Genomic DNA, 13,612 nt, shown 5'->3' with positions numbered 1-13,612 from the left:
GATCCTAGAAAACCTGTCTGAGGATCACGAACAGCAGGAAGGCGATCGCGATCGAGGCTGGCAGCGTCAGCACCCAGGCCATGAGCATGTTGCGCACGGTGGACCATTGCAGGCCAGAGCCGTTCGCAGACATCGTGCCCGCCACACCTGATGACAGAACATGCGTGGTCGAAACCGGGAGGCCAAGATGGTCGGCCGAGGCGATCGTCACCATGGCGACGACTTCCGCGGCGGCACCCTGGCCGTAGGTCAGATGCGTTTTGCCGATCTTCTCACCAACCGTCACAACGATACGCTTCCAGCCGACCATCGTTCCGAGGCCAAGTGCCAGCGCGACGGCGACCTTCACCCATAACGGAATGAACTTCGTCGCATTGTCCACCGCCGCATGATAGCCGGTGACGGCCTTGAGATCACTGGCGTCCATCGGCAGCAGCTTCTTCTTGTCGATGAGCTTGAGCGCCTCGCCGATCAGGTAGATGTCGTTGCGGACGTTGCCGACGAGATTGGTCGGAACGGCTTCCAGTGTCGGGAAAGCGGCGACTTCACCGCTCGTCTGGTGGATATATTGCTGCAGCGCCGGCGTGGTCGCATCTGTCCAGACCTTGTTCTTGACGGCATTGCCGACTTCAGCCTTGTAGTCGGTAACGGTCACGCCCGGCTTTACATATTTGCCCAGCGCCGTTTCTACCTGCGCGGAAGCCGACTTGTAGGCTTCGAGATAGTTGACGTCAGGCGTGCGGTTCAGCGCAAACGCGGTCGGCACCAGACCGATCAGGATGAGCATGATGAGACCCATGCCCTTCTGGCCGTCATTCGAGCCATGGGCGAAGCTGACGCCTGTGCAGGTAAAGATCAGGATGGCGCGGATCCACAACGGCGGCGGCTGGTTGCCCTTCGGCTCCTGATAGAGCTCGGGTTTACGCACCAGGAACTTCATAACGACGAGCAGGATGGCGGAAAGGCCGAAACCGATGAGTGGCGAAATCAAAAGCGACAGGCCGATGTTGGTTGCCTGCGACCAATCCACACCACTGGTGGCGGAACCTGCCGGCGCCAGGAACTGGTTGGCGAGGCCGACACCGATGATCGAGCCGACCAGCGTATGCGAGCTCGATGACGGCAGACCGAGATACCAGGTACCAAGATTCCAGACGATGGCGGCGATCAATAGAGCGAAGACCATGGCTAGGCCCGAGCCGGAGCCGACCTGCAGGATGAGCTCCACCGGCAAAAGGGCCAGGATGCCGAAGGCCACTGCCCCGGTGGACGTCAGAACGCCGAGGAAGTTGAAGAAGCCCGACCAGATGACCGCAAATTCCGCCGGCATGGAGCGCGTATAGATAACGGTCGCCACGGCATTGGCCGTATCGTGGAAACCGTTGACGAACTCGAAGCCGAGCGCGATCAGCAGGGCAAGGCCGAGAAGCAGCCAGGGAACGGCAACTGCGGCAGTCAAATCACGGGCGAGGGCATAGCCGACATATCCGAGACCGCAGACCACAACGAGCCCGAACACCGGCAGGAACCACTTGCCGGTGGAGTTCGAATGATGCAGCGGATGGGAAGCGTCGCTATGGCTGGGGGCAATGTCGGCCATGGCATAGTTCCTTGTTCCATTTGCAAAATTGCCATTTGTTAATAAATCTCCAGCGTGAAGCTCTCATGACGCGACCATTCGTGCGTCATCCCTCGCCCGGCATCTTCCGAAGACCGAAATCGACAACCAAAAATTGCTCACCGAGATAGGAGAGGCTTCCCACCGAGCGCGATGACGCTAAGTTCGTTGATCGTCACACTTGCCGGGGAACATCAAGCAAATGCCTTCGACCGACCTTCTCCTGACCTTCAATGCCGGCTCGTCGACGGTGAAGATCGGCATCTTCGCGATCGAGAATGCAAAAGTGCGCCGCATCGGCAAAGGCGTGATCGACTTCCGTTCTGAACCGCTCGCCTTCAGTCTCACGGAAGACTCGCAGACATTTGAAACGCCGCTGAAGGCCGAGCCTACCGACGATCTGCACGCCGTCATCGACGAAACGTTCAAGCTGCTCTCGGAGCATTTCGATATCGATGCCGTTCGTGCGGCAGGTCACCGCGTCGTTCACGGCGGCGATGACTTCATCGAAGCAACGGCCCTCGATATTGCCGCGATCGAGGCGATCGGCGCACTCACGCCGCTCGCACCCCTTCACCAGCCGCAGGCGCTCCGCTTCATCCGCGCCCTGAAGCACCTGCGGCCACACCTTGCGCAAACAGCATCCTTCGATACCGCCTTCCACGCCACGCAGACCGATCTCGTCCGCCGCTTCGCCATCCCTCGTGCACTCCACGACGAGGGCATCAAGCGCTACGGCTTTCACGGCCTCTCCTACAAATTCATCGCCGGCGAGGTGAGCCGCAGGCTATCGAACAAGCCGAAAATCGTCGCCGCGCATCTCGGTAGCGGCGCGAGTCTCTGCGCCCTGGAAAAGGGTGTCAGCCGCGATTGCAGCATGGGCTTTTCGACGCTCGACGGCATTCCCATGGCGACCCGACCGGGCTGGCTCGATCCCGGCGTGATCCTCCATCTGCTGCAGCAAAAGAAGCAGTCCGCCGATCAGGTGGAAGATTTGCTCTACCATCGCTCCGGCCTGCTCGGCGTTTCCGGCATCAATGCCGATACCCGCGATCTTCTCGAGGATAGCCGCGCAGAAGCCCAAGAGGCGCTCGAGCTCTTCACATTGCGCATCGCAGGCGAGATCGGCCGCATGTCGGTGACGCTCGGCGGGCTCGACGCTATAGTCTTCACGGCCGGCATAGGCGAGCATCAGCCGCAGATCCGTGCAGCAGTCCTCCAGCGCTTGAGCTGGCTCGGCCTCGCGGTCGACGAAAAGGCGAATGCCGCCAACGGCTTCACGATCACGACACCTGCAAGCCGCATAACGGCGCATGTCATTGCCACCGACGAGGAACAGATCATAGCGCAGGAGGCGCTCTCAATTCTTCGCGCCTGATGATCCAGATCAAGGGCATGCCGGCGCCATCAGCTAGAATTGACGTTGAACAAGTTTAAACGGGAGAAATCCATGGAAAAGCATGTCTCGACTCCAGCAGTTCTTTCCGACACCGAACTTACGCTCATCGACCGTTACTGGCGCGCAGCCAATTATCTCTCGGTCGGGCAAATCTATCTCCTGTCCAATCCCCTCCTGCGCCAGCCCCTGAAACCCGAACATATCAAGCCTCGCCTGCTCGGCCACTGGGGTACCACGCCCGGCCTCAACTTCATCTATGCGCATCTGAACCGCGTCATCCGCACCCGCGATCTCGACGTCATCTATATGTGCGGTCCCGGCCACGGCGGGCCGGGCATGGTCGCCAATACCTATCTCGAAGGTATCTACAGCGAGATCTATCCCGATATCGCCGAGACCGAGGACGGCTTGCGCAAGCTCTTCCGCCAGTTCTCCTTCCCCGGCGGCATCCCGAGCCATGCAGCGCCGGAAACGCCCGGCTCCATCCACGAGGGCGGTGAACTCGGCTATGCGCTCGTCCATGCCTATGGCGCAGCCTTCGACAATCCCGATCTGATCGTCGCCTGCGTCATCGGCGATGGCGAGGCTGAGACCGGCCCGCTGGCGGCAAGCTGGCATTCCAACAAGTTCCTTAATCCGGCCCGCGACGGCGCCGTGCTGCCGATCCTGCATCTCAACGGCTACAAGATCGCCAATCCGACCATCCTTGGTCGGGCGAGCGACGAAGATCTGACGCATTTGTTCGAAGGTTATGGCTATGAGCCCTTCTTCGTCGAAGGCCACGAGCCGGCAAGGATGCACCAGCAGATGGCCGCAACCTTCGACAAGATCTTCGACCGCATCCGCGCCATTCAGAAGGAAGCCCGCGATGGCACGCCGCCGCAGGCCTGCCCGCGCTGGCCAATGATCGTGCTGCGCAGCCCCAAGGGTTGGACTGGCCCGAAGGAAGTGGATGGCAAAAAGGTCGAAGGCTTCTGGCGCGCCCATCAGGTGCCGGTTTCCAATTGCCGGGAGAACGACGGACACCGGAAAATCCTCGAAGACTGGATGCGCGGTTACGATCCCGAAGACCTCTTCGATGCCTCGGGCAGATTGAAGCCTGAACTGCGGGCACTGGCCCCTTCAGGCAAACGCCGCATGGGTGCCAATCCACACGCCAACGGCGGTCTGCTGCGCAAGGAACTGATCGCGCCCGATATCCGCACCTATGAGGTAAAGGTAGAAAAACGGGGCGCTGAGATGGTGCAATCCACCGAAATCCTCGGCCATTACCTGCGCGATACGATGAAGCTCAATGAAGCTAACGCGAACTTTCGCATTTTCGGCCCCGACGAAACGGAATCAAACCGCCTCGGCAGTGTCTTTGAGGTCACCGATCGCGTCTGGATGGAGAAGATCGAACCCTATGACGTGAACCTCGCCAGCGACGGCCGCGTCATGGAAGTGCTGAGCGAACATCTTTGCCAGGGATGGCTGGAAGGCTACCTGTTGACCGGCCGGCATGGCCTGTTTTCCTGCTACGAGGCCTTCATCCACATCATCGATTCCATGTTCAACCAGCACGCCAAGTGGCTGAAGGTGACCCGCGAACTGCAGTGGAGGAGGCCGATTTCCTCGCTCAACTATCTCTTGACCTCGCATGTCTGGCGGCAGGACCATAACGGCTTCTCGCATCAGGATCCCGGCTTCGTCGATCTCGTCGCCAACAAGAAGGCCGATATCGTCCGCATTTACCTGCCGCCGGATGCCAACACTCTGCTGTGGGTCGGCGACCATTGCCTGAAGACCTATGACCGCATCAACGTCATCGTCGCCGGCAAGCAGCCGGAGCCGCAATGGCTGACGATGGACGAGGCGGTAAAACATTGCGAGACTGGTATCGGCATCTGGGATTGGGCGAGCCACGAGGACGATACGGTCGCGCCCGATGTCGTCATGGCCTGCGCCGGTGACGTGCCGACTATGGAAACGCTCGCCGCGGTCGATCTGCTGCACCGGCATATTCCGGAGCTGAAGATCCGCACTGTCAACGTGGTCGATCTTCTCGCCCTGCAATCGCAGGATCAACACCCGCATGGACTGACGGACGAGGCCTTCGACGCTATCTTCACAACGGACAGGCCGGTGATCTTCGCCTATCACGGCTATCCCTACCTCATCCACCGGCTGACCTATAAGCGCACCAACCACCGCAACATCCATGTGCGCGGCTTCATCGAAGAGGGTACGACGACCACCCCCTTCGACATGACGGTGCTCAACGAGCTCGACCGCTTCCATCTCGCCATTGAGGCGATCGAGCGCGTTCCGGGCCTGAAGGCGAAAGTGCCTGACGTGTTGGAAAGCCTGAGAGCCAAGCTCGTTGAGCATCATGCCTATGTCCGCGAATATGGCGAGGACATGCCTGACGTGCGCAACTGGAAATGGCGCGCCGCCTGAAAAGGATGCCATGTAGTATGAAAAGGGCCGCGTGGTAACCGCGCGGCCCTTCCCCCAGCCATGATGTAAAACTACTGGCCGTTCTGGGTGCCGCTTGGTGCGGTGGGGGCCGTCGGCACGCTGCCGTCAGGCGTCGCGTTGCGGTCTGTCGGTTCCAGCGGCTTGATGGAGCCGGTCGCCGGGTTGCTGTCTGAAGTACCGGCACCCGAAGACTGCCCGTTGATCGCATTGGGCGTCGTGGACGCAGTCGAACCCGGTTCTGTGGTCGTGCCCGGCCAGATGGCAAAGCTCACCGCAGCGATCAGAATGACCAGAATGCCGGCTGCCAGCACACCCCAGAGAGAAACGCTGCGCCGCTCATCGGCAAGCGTTTTTTCCTCTTCATAGGATGCCTGCCCGAGCGGCATGCCTGTATTCTCATCCACAGTTCGGTTCTTGTCGTCACCATATTGGGTCATCGCTTGATCCTCCAATCTGTGCGGTAGAAACCAAATTGGCGGGAAGATGTTCCATCGAGCCGGTTTTTGGATCCGTACGCGCAGCGATAAGGTGCCGACGTTCTTGACCAGGCTGCACTTCCCCAACATCATCAATGATATCAAATCAGGAGTGATCCATGGCATTCGATGGCCGCCTGCTTTCCGGTGTCAGCACGCTCGCCGCAGTCGTCGAAAGCGGCAGCTTCGTCAGGGCCGCCGATGCGCTTGGCCTTTCAGCCTCCGGTGTCAGCCGGGCCATATCGAGGCTGGAGGCCCGCGTTGGCGTGCGCCTGCTCGACCGCACCACCCGGTCGGTACGGCTGACAGACGAAGGCGCCCGTTTCTACGAACAGGTCGCTCCGCATCTCGATGGCATCGAGGAAGCCGCGACCCTTGCATCAGGTGCGTCTCTGACCGCGCTCGGCCGCCTGCGCGTCGATGTCGATCCGATCTTCTCCCGCATGGTGCTGGCGCCGCATCTGAAGCAGTTCTTGACCCGCTATCCGGCGCTCGAACTCGAATTGATAACCCGCGACCTGATGAGTGATCTCGTCGCCGACGGCATTGATATCGCCATCCGCTTCGGCCAGCAGCCGAACTCGTCGCGCATCGCCCGCAAATTGATGGAAACACGCGTCCTCACGGTCGCCGCACCTGCCTATCTCACCGAGCACGGCACGCCGAGAACACCTGCCGAAATCGCCAGCCACTCCTGCATCCAGTTCCGCGATCCACTGACCGGCCGGACTTTCGAATGGGAGCTGCACAGGGGCAAGAAGATCGTGCCGCTCGACGCCCGTGGTCCGCTTCTGATGAGCGACCCCGGCACGATGCTCGATGCCTGCCTTGCAGGTGCCGGCATCGCCCAGGTGCTTGCCCTCAGCGTCAAGGACCTGCTTGCCGAAGGACGCCTTGTAGAGCTCTATCCAGACTGGCCTGGCGAGACCTTCCCGCTTTACGCAGTCCATCCCTCCCGGCATCACGTGCCGGCAAAGGTCAACGCCTTTATCGAATTCTGCCTCGAACTTATCAGCCACTAGATGGGGATTTTCGAAAGTTGGTGACAACCTTCGGCCCCATGTTCCGGATGAGCCGGAACGTAGGCTATGAAATTCCACGACTGGAAACACCGCCGAGGAAGACCATGAAGGGTTTCGCCACCAGCCTCACCACCTCCCGCCTGGAGGAAATGCTGGCCTTCTACATGACGCCGACAGCGGGTGACCCTGACGAAGGCGATGACGGCCACGAGAAAAGCGGAGCGGTGTCCACCAAAACGGCAGATCGCACCTCCGAGCACGTAGCATCCCTTGCCGCGCCAACGGAGAACTGAGCCGCCTACTTTACGACCAGCACCGGGATACCCGCCTCCGAAAGGACCTCGGACGTCTGGCTGCCGAGCATGAGCCTCGAGATCCCGCGGCGGCCATGCGAGGAAATAACGATCAGGCCGCAGCTCCGCTCTGCTGCTGTTTCCAGAATGGCGACTGCCGGCGAAAGATGCACCTTGCTGACGAAGTCGGCGACGACGCCCGCGCTCTTCGCTTTTTCACCGATGATCTTTTCCAGATCCTCGATCTCTTTCCGGCGCCCTTCATTATAGCTGTCCATCGCCTCAGCCTGGACGATCCCCTGCAGCGCGAAACCGGTCAGCGGCACGATGACGCTGACGACAGTCACGGGAAGGTTGAGTGCCTTGGCAAGCGCGAGCCCATGATCGACACCCCGGGCGGAAAGTTCCGAACCGTCGGTGGGCAGCAATATGCGATTGTACATGGGAAATCCGTTCTGCTGGCTGAATTCACGTGAGGAAGGAATTCAACACCAATCGTAATCCTCTGCCTTGACTGAGGTCAACATGGGAGCATCAGCGACGGCATTCGAAAAGCCCTCTGCTCAATCCCAGAGGAAATCCTCGCTTTCGATACGCGAAGCAAGCTTGAGCGTGCCATCGGGCTGGACGACATACCGTTCGAACTGACGCAGGCCGAAGTCGCCAAGGAAGGTGTGTTTAACCACGGTGCCGGGCTTGTAGGGCGAGTGGATAACCTTGCCGCCGTAGGTCAGACTACCCGGGATAGGCTGGTCTTCCGTCGTCGTGCTGCAGGCGGCGGCGAGAAGAAGAATTGCGACAGCAGCATATTTCATCATGCCCTCCCGGTGGCGAAGCGTCTTCCGACAAAATTATATCGCCTGCGCGACGAGCATGCACTGATAGTTTCGATTTCGGGTGCCCTTCCTGAGAGATGGGTGACAGTTCATTCCGGCTAGATGGGTTACACTTTCGGCCCTTTGCAAGGAGAGCAAGGTGCCTTGGAAGGAGTGTAACGTCATGGAAGAGCGGCTGAAGTTCATCGCCCGGCTGCTGGACGGCGAGAAGATGGCCGTGCTTTGCCGGGAGTTCGATATCTCGCGCAAGACGGGTTACAAGATCCTCACACGCTACAACGACAGCGGCCTGGAAGGGCTGACGGATCGATCGCGCCGGCCTTACCGCCATGCCAATCAGCTTCCGTTTCAAATCGAGAAGCTGATTGTGCGCCTGAAGCAGGACAAGCCGACTTGGGGTGCGCCGAAGATACGCGAACGGTTGGCCCGGCTGTACCCGGATGTGCACAGGCCGGCGATCTCGACGGTGCATGCGGTTCTCGACCGGCACGACATGGTCGAGCGCCGCAAGCGGCGACGCAACAAGGCGACGGGGACAGCGCTTTCCCACTCCTGTCGGCCCAACGAGCTGTGGTGTGCCGACTACAAGGGCGAGTTCATGCTCGCCGACCGGCGCTATTGCTATCCGCTGACGATCACCGACTTTGCCAGTCGCTATCTGATCGCCTGCGAAGCGCTCTCGACCACCAAGGAAGCCTATGCCTTCACCGTATTCGAAAGCGTATTCAAAGAGTTTGGCCTGCCCAACGCCATTCGCACCGACAACGGGGTTCCTTTCGCAAGCCCCAACGCGCTGTTCAACCTCAGCAAGCTGTCGGTCTGGTGGCTGCGCCTGGGCATCGACATCGAGCGCATCAAACCGGGCTGCCCGCAGCAGAACGGGCGCCATGAGCGCATGCACCTCACTCTGAAGCTGGAGACCACCAAGCCAGCCGCCGCCAACTTCCTTCAGCAGCAGGCAAAGTTCGACGACTTCATCGACTGCTTCAACAATGAGCGGCCGCACCAGGCGCTCGACATGCATTGCCCGGCCGAGTGCTACGCGGCGTCACCGCGCAGCTATACTGGCCTGCCTGACCTCGATTATCCGTTTCACGACAAGGCCGTCACCGTCACCACATGCGGACGCATCTGTTTCGACCGCAAGAAGATCAATCTCAGCCTCGTCTTTGCCGGTCAGACCGTCGGCATCAAACAGGTCGAGGACCATATCTGGCTGGCTAGCTTCATGGACTATGATTTGGGATACTTCGATGATGAGACATGCAGGCTCGAACCACTCCAAAACCCCTTCGGGCCAAAAGTGTTACCCATGTCTCCGGTATAAACCGTAACCTATGTGTCCAGAATGGACCGGGGACGAGTGGTAGCGGAGGAGGGATTTGAACCCCCGACACAAGGATTATGATTCCTCTGCTCTGACCTACTGAGCTACTCCGCCACTGGTCAAACGATACCGTTCGCGAAGCGCTTCCGGTTCGTGGGATGAGCGGCTTATAAGGTGCGCTTCCTCTTTGTGTCAAGCACATGATGGAGAAAAACGGTGGGCTTTCCGCAGCGCCGCTTTTTGGCCGTTCAGGCCATCGCGTAGTTGGAAAGCAAAGCCTTTAGCGAGGCTTCCGCGTCAGGCTCGCGCTCGGAACGTTCGATGAAGCCGCCGCCGAAGACGCGGGCGTCATCGCCGGGCGCCGAATAGAGCGCGCAGGCCTGGCCCGGCGCAATACCAGCCTCACCGACCGTCAGATCGACATAGATGCCGCTCGCATCCATGTGCAGCACGGCAGGCGCCGGCGCGCGGGTGGAGCGCACCTTGGCGTAGCAGGCAAAGCCTTCGCCCGAGGCTGCGACCTGAAGTGTCTCGTCGCCGAGCCAGTTGACATCGCGCAGATAGACGCGGTGCGTTTCCAGCGCCTCCTTCGGACCGACAATGACGCGGCGCGAGCGGGCGTCGAGGTAGACGACGTAGAGCGGTTCGCCTGTGGCAATGCCGATGCCGCGCCGCTGGCCGATCGTATAATGCAGGATGCCTTCGTGCTGGCCGAGGATGCGGCCGTCGAGATGAACGATATCGCCGGCCAGAGCCGAATTCGGCTTCAGCTTGGTGATGATATCTGAATATTTGCCCTGCGGCACGAAACAGATGTCCTGGCTGTCGGCCTTCTTGGCAACGACGAGACCCATATCTTCGGCCAGCCGACGGGTCTCTGCCTTCGGCAGCCCACCAAGGGGAAAACGCAGATAGTCGATCTGTTCCTGTGTCGTGGCGAAGAGGAAATAGCTCTGGTCGCGATCGGCATCGGCCGGTCGGTAGAGCGCGCGGCGACCGGGATTGCAGGACGACGGATTCGGACGCGAGCGGATATAATGGCCGGTCGCCAGCGCATCGGCGCCGAGTTCCTTGGCTGTCGCCAGAAGATCGGCGAACTTGACCGTCTGGTTGCAGGCAACGCAGGGGATCGGCGTCTCGCCGGCGACATAGCTCTCGGCAAAAGGATTGATGACGGTTTCACGGAACCGCTTCTCGTAGTCGAGCACGTAATGCGGAATACCGAGCGTCTCGCAGACACGGCGTGCGTCGTCGATATCCTGGCCCGCGCAGCAGGATCCGGCGCGGTGGACCGCAGCGCCATGATCGTAGAGCTGCAGCGTGATGCCCAGCACATCATATCCCTGGCGTTTGAGAAGCCCGGCCACGACGGAGCTGTCAACGCCGCCAGACATGGCGACGACGACACGGGTGTCTTCCGGCTTCTTGTCAAAATCCAGTGTGTTCACGGGGTACTGCCAAATTCTGTGCTGTTTCGATCCGCCCTTTCTCACGTCGGAATGTGGCGGATTTCCTGTGTTCCGGCGGGATCGGCCGCCAGCTTGCATGGGCGACGGATATAGAAACTATTGCGTCTCCGCGCAAGGGCCGGCTTTTCCGGCAGCGTCATGCGCGGGTCACGCATTGCAGCTATTCGCAATCGACCTTTGATAGGCCGTATTTCATCCCGTAGATGAACTGACCCACCTTTTTAAAGATTCGGATAAATGACAGCCGCCTCCACCACGCTTCGTGGCGTCCTTGTCGCATTTGCGGCCTATGCCGTCTTTGCCTTCAGTGATGCATCTATCAAGGCCCTGCATGGCACGGTTCCTTCCCTCCAGGTCGCCTTTACGGGTGCGATCCTCAGCTTAGCAGCCCTGCCCTTTATCAAGGGGCCAGGCGATTCATGGCTGGACATTTTCAGGACGACGAACCGGCCGCTCTGGCTGGTGCGCTTCGTCGCCGGCGCAACCGGCGCAATCGCCTCCATCATCACCTTCACCAAGCTGCCGATGGCAGAAGCCTTCTGCCTGCTCTTCCTGCTGCCCTCCTTCGTTACCATTCTCTCGGTGATCCTCCTGAAGGAAGACGTGCGCTGGCAGCGCTGGGCCGCCGTCATCGTCGGCTTCCTCGGCGTGCTCGTGGTTCTCAGGCCCGGCTTCCGCGAACTGTCCGTCGGCCATCTGGCGGCAACCATCGGCGCAATCTCGGCGGCCATCGCCATCGTCATCCTCCGCAAGCTCGGCCCGGCCGAAAAGCGCCTTTCGCTTTATGGCGCCTCGCTGCTCGGCACCCTCATCGTCAGCGGCCTGCTCATGCTCTCACAGGTGGTGGTGCCAAGTCCGCAGCAATGGCTCTTTCTCGCAAGCTACGGCCTGCTGGGGGCAGCCGGCAACGTGATGCTGATGACGGCAGCACGCCTTGCCCCGGCAACGCTGATCGCGACCCCGCAATACAGCCAGATGATCTGGGCAATCGCCTTCGGCTATCTGTTTTTCAACGATAGCGTCGACCTGCCCATGGCTCTCGGTATCGTGCTCATCATCTGCTCAGGCCTACTGACGCTGATCCGTGAACGCAAGCGCCAGGTACCCCTGCCCGCAGCGGTTGCCTCCGGCGACGCACAATCGCAGATCGCCACGACACCGGTGGAAGGCGACATAGAAGCCCCGACGCGATAGGCCTGTTCCGCGCCCGCGCCTTGTCTGCGCGGGCGGGCTGCGCATCATGATCAGCCGCATGCCCTGGTTTGCGATGCAGCACAGGAAGGAGACAGCCATCAAAAAAGGCGCAGCCGGAGCTGCGCCTTTAGGAAAAGGATGGGCGATATCGGCTCAGGCGCCGATCAGCTTGTTGCAGGCAAGTGCGATGCTCGGATTGGCGATGATGGCAGTCACGAGCGCCAGACCGATCATCGACAGGGTATAGCGTTTCATGTGCTCCTCCTTTTTCAGCCCGCCCAGAGTATGCAATGCTGACTTGCATTCTCCAAATAACGAATGATTGAGGCAGTTGTGTAGGCGCCAGGCGATCAACTCTCCAGGCTCGGATCGGCGAAGAGCGAACCATTATAGGCGCCGCAGCTCGTGCGGACGGCGACGACGACCCAAATCGCGGCAAGGACTGCGACCAGAACCTCTCCGAACCCTGCCAGTGCCGGCAGCGGAAAGATACTCGAAAGCCGCAGCGTCGCGACAGCATAGACGCCGATCGGGAAGGTGTAACCCCACCAGCCGAGATTGAAGGGCAAGCCCTGCCGCAGGTGGTTGATGGTGATGGCAACCGCCAGACCAAGCCACCAGAGGCCATAGCCCCAAAGCAGGACAGCACCAAGCAAAGCCGCACCTGAAATCGCCGGAACCAGCGCGCCAAGGCCGCCGGCTGCAAGAGCTTGCCCGCCATTGATGGAAAACAGAGCAAGGCCGAGTGCGCCGGTACCTACAGGACCGAGGGCAAGAAAGCTCGTCGCTGCCATGCTGGCGTGCGGCAGCTTGTGCAGGGCAAGGCGCAGGAAGAGGATAACGAGGACGCCGAGCGCCAGCGGCACCGAGCAGGACCAGAGCGCGAAACTCGCAAAAAGCACCGGAAGCTGCGCGCCTTCGGCGAGATGCGGCACCAATAATCCGCCGCTTGCAGCTGCGACCTCAGAGGCAACGATCGGCAATAGCCAGACGGCGCTCATATGCTCGATTACATGCTGCTGCCGCGTGAACATGACCAGTGGAATGGCAAGTCCCGCCAGAACCGCCAGCGCTGCGTCCACCCACCACAGCTCCGCCGCGATAGAGATGCTTATTTCGCCAAAAAGGCCCGGTCCGAAGATCAGGAAACCATTCACGATGGTTGCGAGGCCCATCGGAATGCAGCCGAAGAACATCGAAACGACTGGATGGTCGAATGCCCTCAATGCAGCGCCGGGATACAGAAGCCACTTTCCGGCATAGATGCAGGTCAGCACGGCAAACAGGCCAATATTCGCGAGCCACAGCATCTCGCCTGACGCGTGGACTGCCGGCAAATCCGGAAACTGACCGAAGCAGACGGCAAGGATGCCGGTCCCCATTGTCGTCGCAAACCAGTTCGGCGTGAAGTGGCGCAAGACATGCGTCCTCGAGCGAACAATCGGGACAGGAGGAGATAGGTGCAAGACGGTCATGGCGAATTCCTTTCGTTGACCGCTTTCATAACGGCACAAAATA

13 protein-coding genes and 1 tRNA gene are annotated in these 13,612 nt (G+C 60.3%); 6 read left to right on the top strand and 8 right to left on the bottom strand.

Features of this window, described 5'->3' with window-relative positions; all coding sequences use genetic code 11:
• Nucleotides 1–4: 4 nt before the first annotated feature.
• Nucleotides 5–1,600, bottom strand: coding sequence for an inorganic phosphate transporter (locus H4W29_RS13285; RefSeq protein ID WP_192729315.1), 1,596 nt, complete (start codon nucleotides 1,598–1,600; stop codon nucleotides 5–7).
• A gap of 220 nt (nucleotides 1,601–1,820) precedes the next feature.
• On the opposite strand from H4W29_RS13285, the gene H4W29_RS13280 reads away from it, so the two are divergent.
• Complete coding sequence (locus H4W29_RS13280) at nucleotides 1,821–2,996, top strand: acetate/propionate family kinase (protein WP_192729314.1); 1,176 nt, start codon at nucleotides 1,821–1,823, stop codon at nucleotides 2,994–2,996.
• Nucleotides 2,997–3,068: 72 nt separating this feature from the next.
• Complete coding sequence (locus H4W29_RS13275; protein ID WP_192729313.1) at nucleotides 3,069–5,456, top strand: phosphoketolase family protein; 2,388 nt, start codon at nucleotides 3,069–3,071, stop codon at nucleotides 5,454–5,456.
• 71 nt (nucleotides 5,457–5,527) lie between these two features.
• Here the strand turns inward: H4W29_RS13275 and H4W29_RS13270 are convergent, their stop codons facing one another.
• Nucleotides 5,528–5,914, bottom strand: a complete 387-nt coding sequence (locus H4W29_RS13270) for a hypothetical protein (protein WP_192729312.1) — start codon at nucleotides 5,912–5,914, stop codon at nucleotides 5,528–5,530.
• A gap of 158 nt (nucleotides 5,915–6,072) precedes the next feature.
• Between H4W29_RS13270 and H4W29_RS13265 the strand changes: the two genes are divergently transcribed.
• Together H4W29_RS13265 and H4W29_RS13260 are read left to right on the top strand one after the other, a co-directional pair.
• Nucleotides 6,073–6,975 carry a LysR family transcriptional regulator gene (locus H4W29_RS13265; protein WP_192729311.1) on the top strand — a complete coding sequence of 301 codons (903 nt, stop codon included), beginning with the start codon at nucleotides 6,073–6,075 and terminating at the stop codon, nucleotides 6,973–6,975.
• Nucleotides 6,976–6,992: 17 nt separating this feature from the next.
• Nucleotides 6,993–7,268 carry a hypothetical protein gene (locus tag H4W29_RS13260; RefSeq protein WP_192730820.1) on the top strand — a complete coding sequence of 92 codons (276 nt, stop codon included), beginning with the start codon at nucleotides 6,993–6,995 and terminating at the stop codon, nucleotides 7,266–7,268.
• A gap of 5 nt (nucleotides 7,269–7,273) precedes the next feature.
• Here H4W29_RS13260 and H4W29_RS13255 read toward each other — a convergent pair whose 3' ends face one another.
• Together H4W29_RS13255 and H4W29_RS13250 are read right to left on the bottom strand one after the other, a co-directional pair.
• Complete coding sequence (locus tag H4W29_RS13255) at nucleotides 7,274–7,711, bottom strand: universal stress protein (RefSeq protein WP_192729310.1); 438 nt, start codon at nucleotides 7,709–7,711, stop codon at nucleotides 7,274–7,276.
• A gap of 120 nt (nucleotides 7,712–7,831) precedes the next feature.
• On the bottom strand, nucleotides 7,832–8,083 hold the full coding sequence (locus tag H4W29_RS13250; RefSeq protein ID WP_192729309.1) for a hypothetical protein: 252 nt from the start codon (nucleotides 8,081–8,083) through the stop codon (nucleotides 7,832–7,834).
• 160 nt (nucleotides 8,084–8,243) lie between these two features.
• Between H4W29_RS13250 and H4W29_RS13245 the strand changes: the two genes are divergently transcribed.
• Entirely contained in the window at nucleotides 8,244–9,431 is a 1,188-nt protein-coding gene (locus H4W29_RS13245) for a helix-turn-helix domain-containing protein (RefSeq protein WP_376776556.1), read from the top strand.
• 37 nt (nucleotides 9,432–9,468) lie between these two features.
• On the opposite strand, the gene H4W29_RS13240 is transcribed toward H4W29_RS13245, so the two are convergent.
• The 3 genes from H4W29_RS13240 to H4W29_RS34660 form a co-directional block, all read right to left on the bottom strand.
• A tRNA-Met gene (locus tag H4W29_RS13240) sits at nucleotides 9,469–9,545 on the bottom strand.
• Nucleotides 9,546–9,679: 134 nt separating this feature from the next.
• Nucleotides 9,680–10,879, bottom strand: coding sequence for a tRNA 2-thiouridine(34) synthase MnmA (gene mnmA, locus H4W29_RS13235; protein WP_192729308.1), 1,200 nt, complete (start codon nucleotides 10,877–10,879; stop codon nucleotides 9,680–9,682).
• 41 nt (nucleotides 10,880–10,920) lie between these two features.
• The gene (locus H4W29_RS34660; RefSeq protein ID WP_281401269.1) at nucleotides 10,921–11,055 is read right to left on the bottom strand and encodes a hypothetical protein; all 135 of its coding nucleotides are present in this window, start codon (nucleotides 11,053–11,055) and stop codon (nucleotides 10,921–10,923) included.
• Between the two features lie 82 nt (nucleotides 11,056–11,137).
• Here H4W29_RS34660 and H4W29_RS13230 point away from each other — a divergent pair, with 82 nt between their 5' ends.
• Nucleotides 11,138–12,094: a DMT family transporter gene (locus tag H4W29_RS13230; RefSeq protein WP_192729307.1), complete on the top strand. Its 957-nt coding sequence runs from the start codon at nucleotides 11,138–11,140 to the stop codon at nucleotides 12,092–12,094.
• Between the two features lie 350 nt (nucleotides 12,095–12,444).
• Here the strand turns inward: H4W29_RS13230 and H4W29_RS13225 are convergent, their stop codons facing one another.
• The gene (locus H4W29_RS13225) at nucleotides 12,445–13,512 is read right to left on the bottom strand and encodes a TDT family transporter (RefSeq protein ID WP_246517174.1); all 1,068 of its coding nucleotides are present in this window, start codon (nucleotides 13,510–13,512) and stop codon (nucleotides 12,445–12,447) included.
• Nucleotides 13,513–13,612: the final 100 nt, after the last annotated feature.

The sequence above is a fragment of the Rhizobium viscosum genome, from assembly GCF_014873945.1.
Taxonomy (GTDB): Bacteria; Pseudomonadota; Alphaproteobacteria; order Rhizobiales; family Rhizobiaceae; genus Rhizobium; species Rhizobium viscosum.
This window is presented reverse-complemented; position numbering and strand designations above follow the sequence as displayed.

What these genes read in the sequence shown, in the direction of transcription:
- H4W29_RS13265 (WP_192729311.1), top strand. Translation starts at nt 6,073, where the DNA reads ATGGCATTCGATGGCCGCCTGCTTTCCGGTGTCAGCACGCTCGCCGCA.
- H4W29_RS34660 (WP_281401269.1), bottom strand. Translation starts at nt 11,055, where the DNA reads ATGCGTGACCCGCGCATGACGCTGCCGGAAAAGCCGGCCCTTGCGCGG.
- H4W29_RS13250 (WP_192729309.1), bottom strand. Translation starts at nt 8,083, where the DNA reads ATGAAATATGCTGCTGTCGCAATTCTTCTTCTCGCCGCCGCCTGCAGC.
- H4W29_RS13275 (WP_192729313.1), top strand. Translation starts at nt 3,069, where the DNA reads ATGGAAAAGCATGTCTCGACTCCAGCAGTTCTTTCCGACACCGAACTT.
- H4W29_RS13255 (WP_192729310.1), bottom strand. Translation starts at nt 7,711, where the DNA reads ATGTACAATCGCATATTGCTGCCCACCGACGGTTCGGAACTTTCCGCC.
- H4W29_RS13270 (WP_192729312.1), bottom strand. Translation starts at nt 5,914, where the DNA reads ATGACCCAATATGGTGACGACAAGAACCGAACTGTGGATGAGAATACA.
- H4W29_RS13280 (WP_192729314.1), top strand. Translation starts at nt 1,821, where the DNA reads ATGCCTTCGACCGACCTTCTCCTGACCTTCAATGCCGGCTCGTCGACG.
- H4W29_RS13230 (WP_192729307.1), top strand. Translation starts at nt 11,138, where the DNA reads ATGACAGCCGCCTCCACCACGCTTCGTGGCGTCCTTGTCGCATTTGCG.
- H4W29_RS13285 (WP_192729315.1), bottom strand. Translation starts at nt 1,600, where the DNA reads ATGGCCGACATTGCCCCCAGCCATAGCGACGCTTCCCATCCGCTGCAT.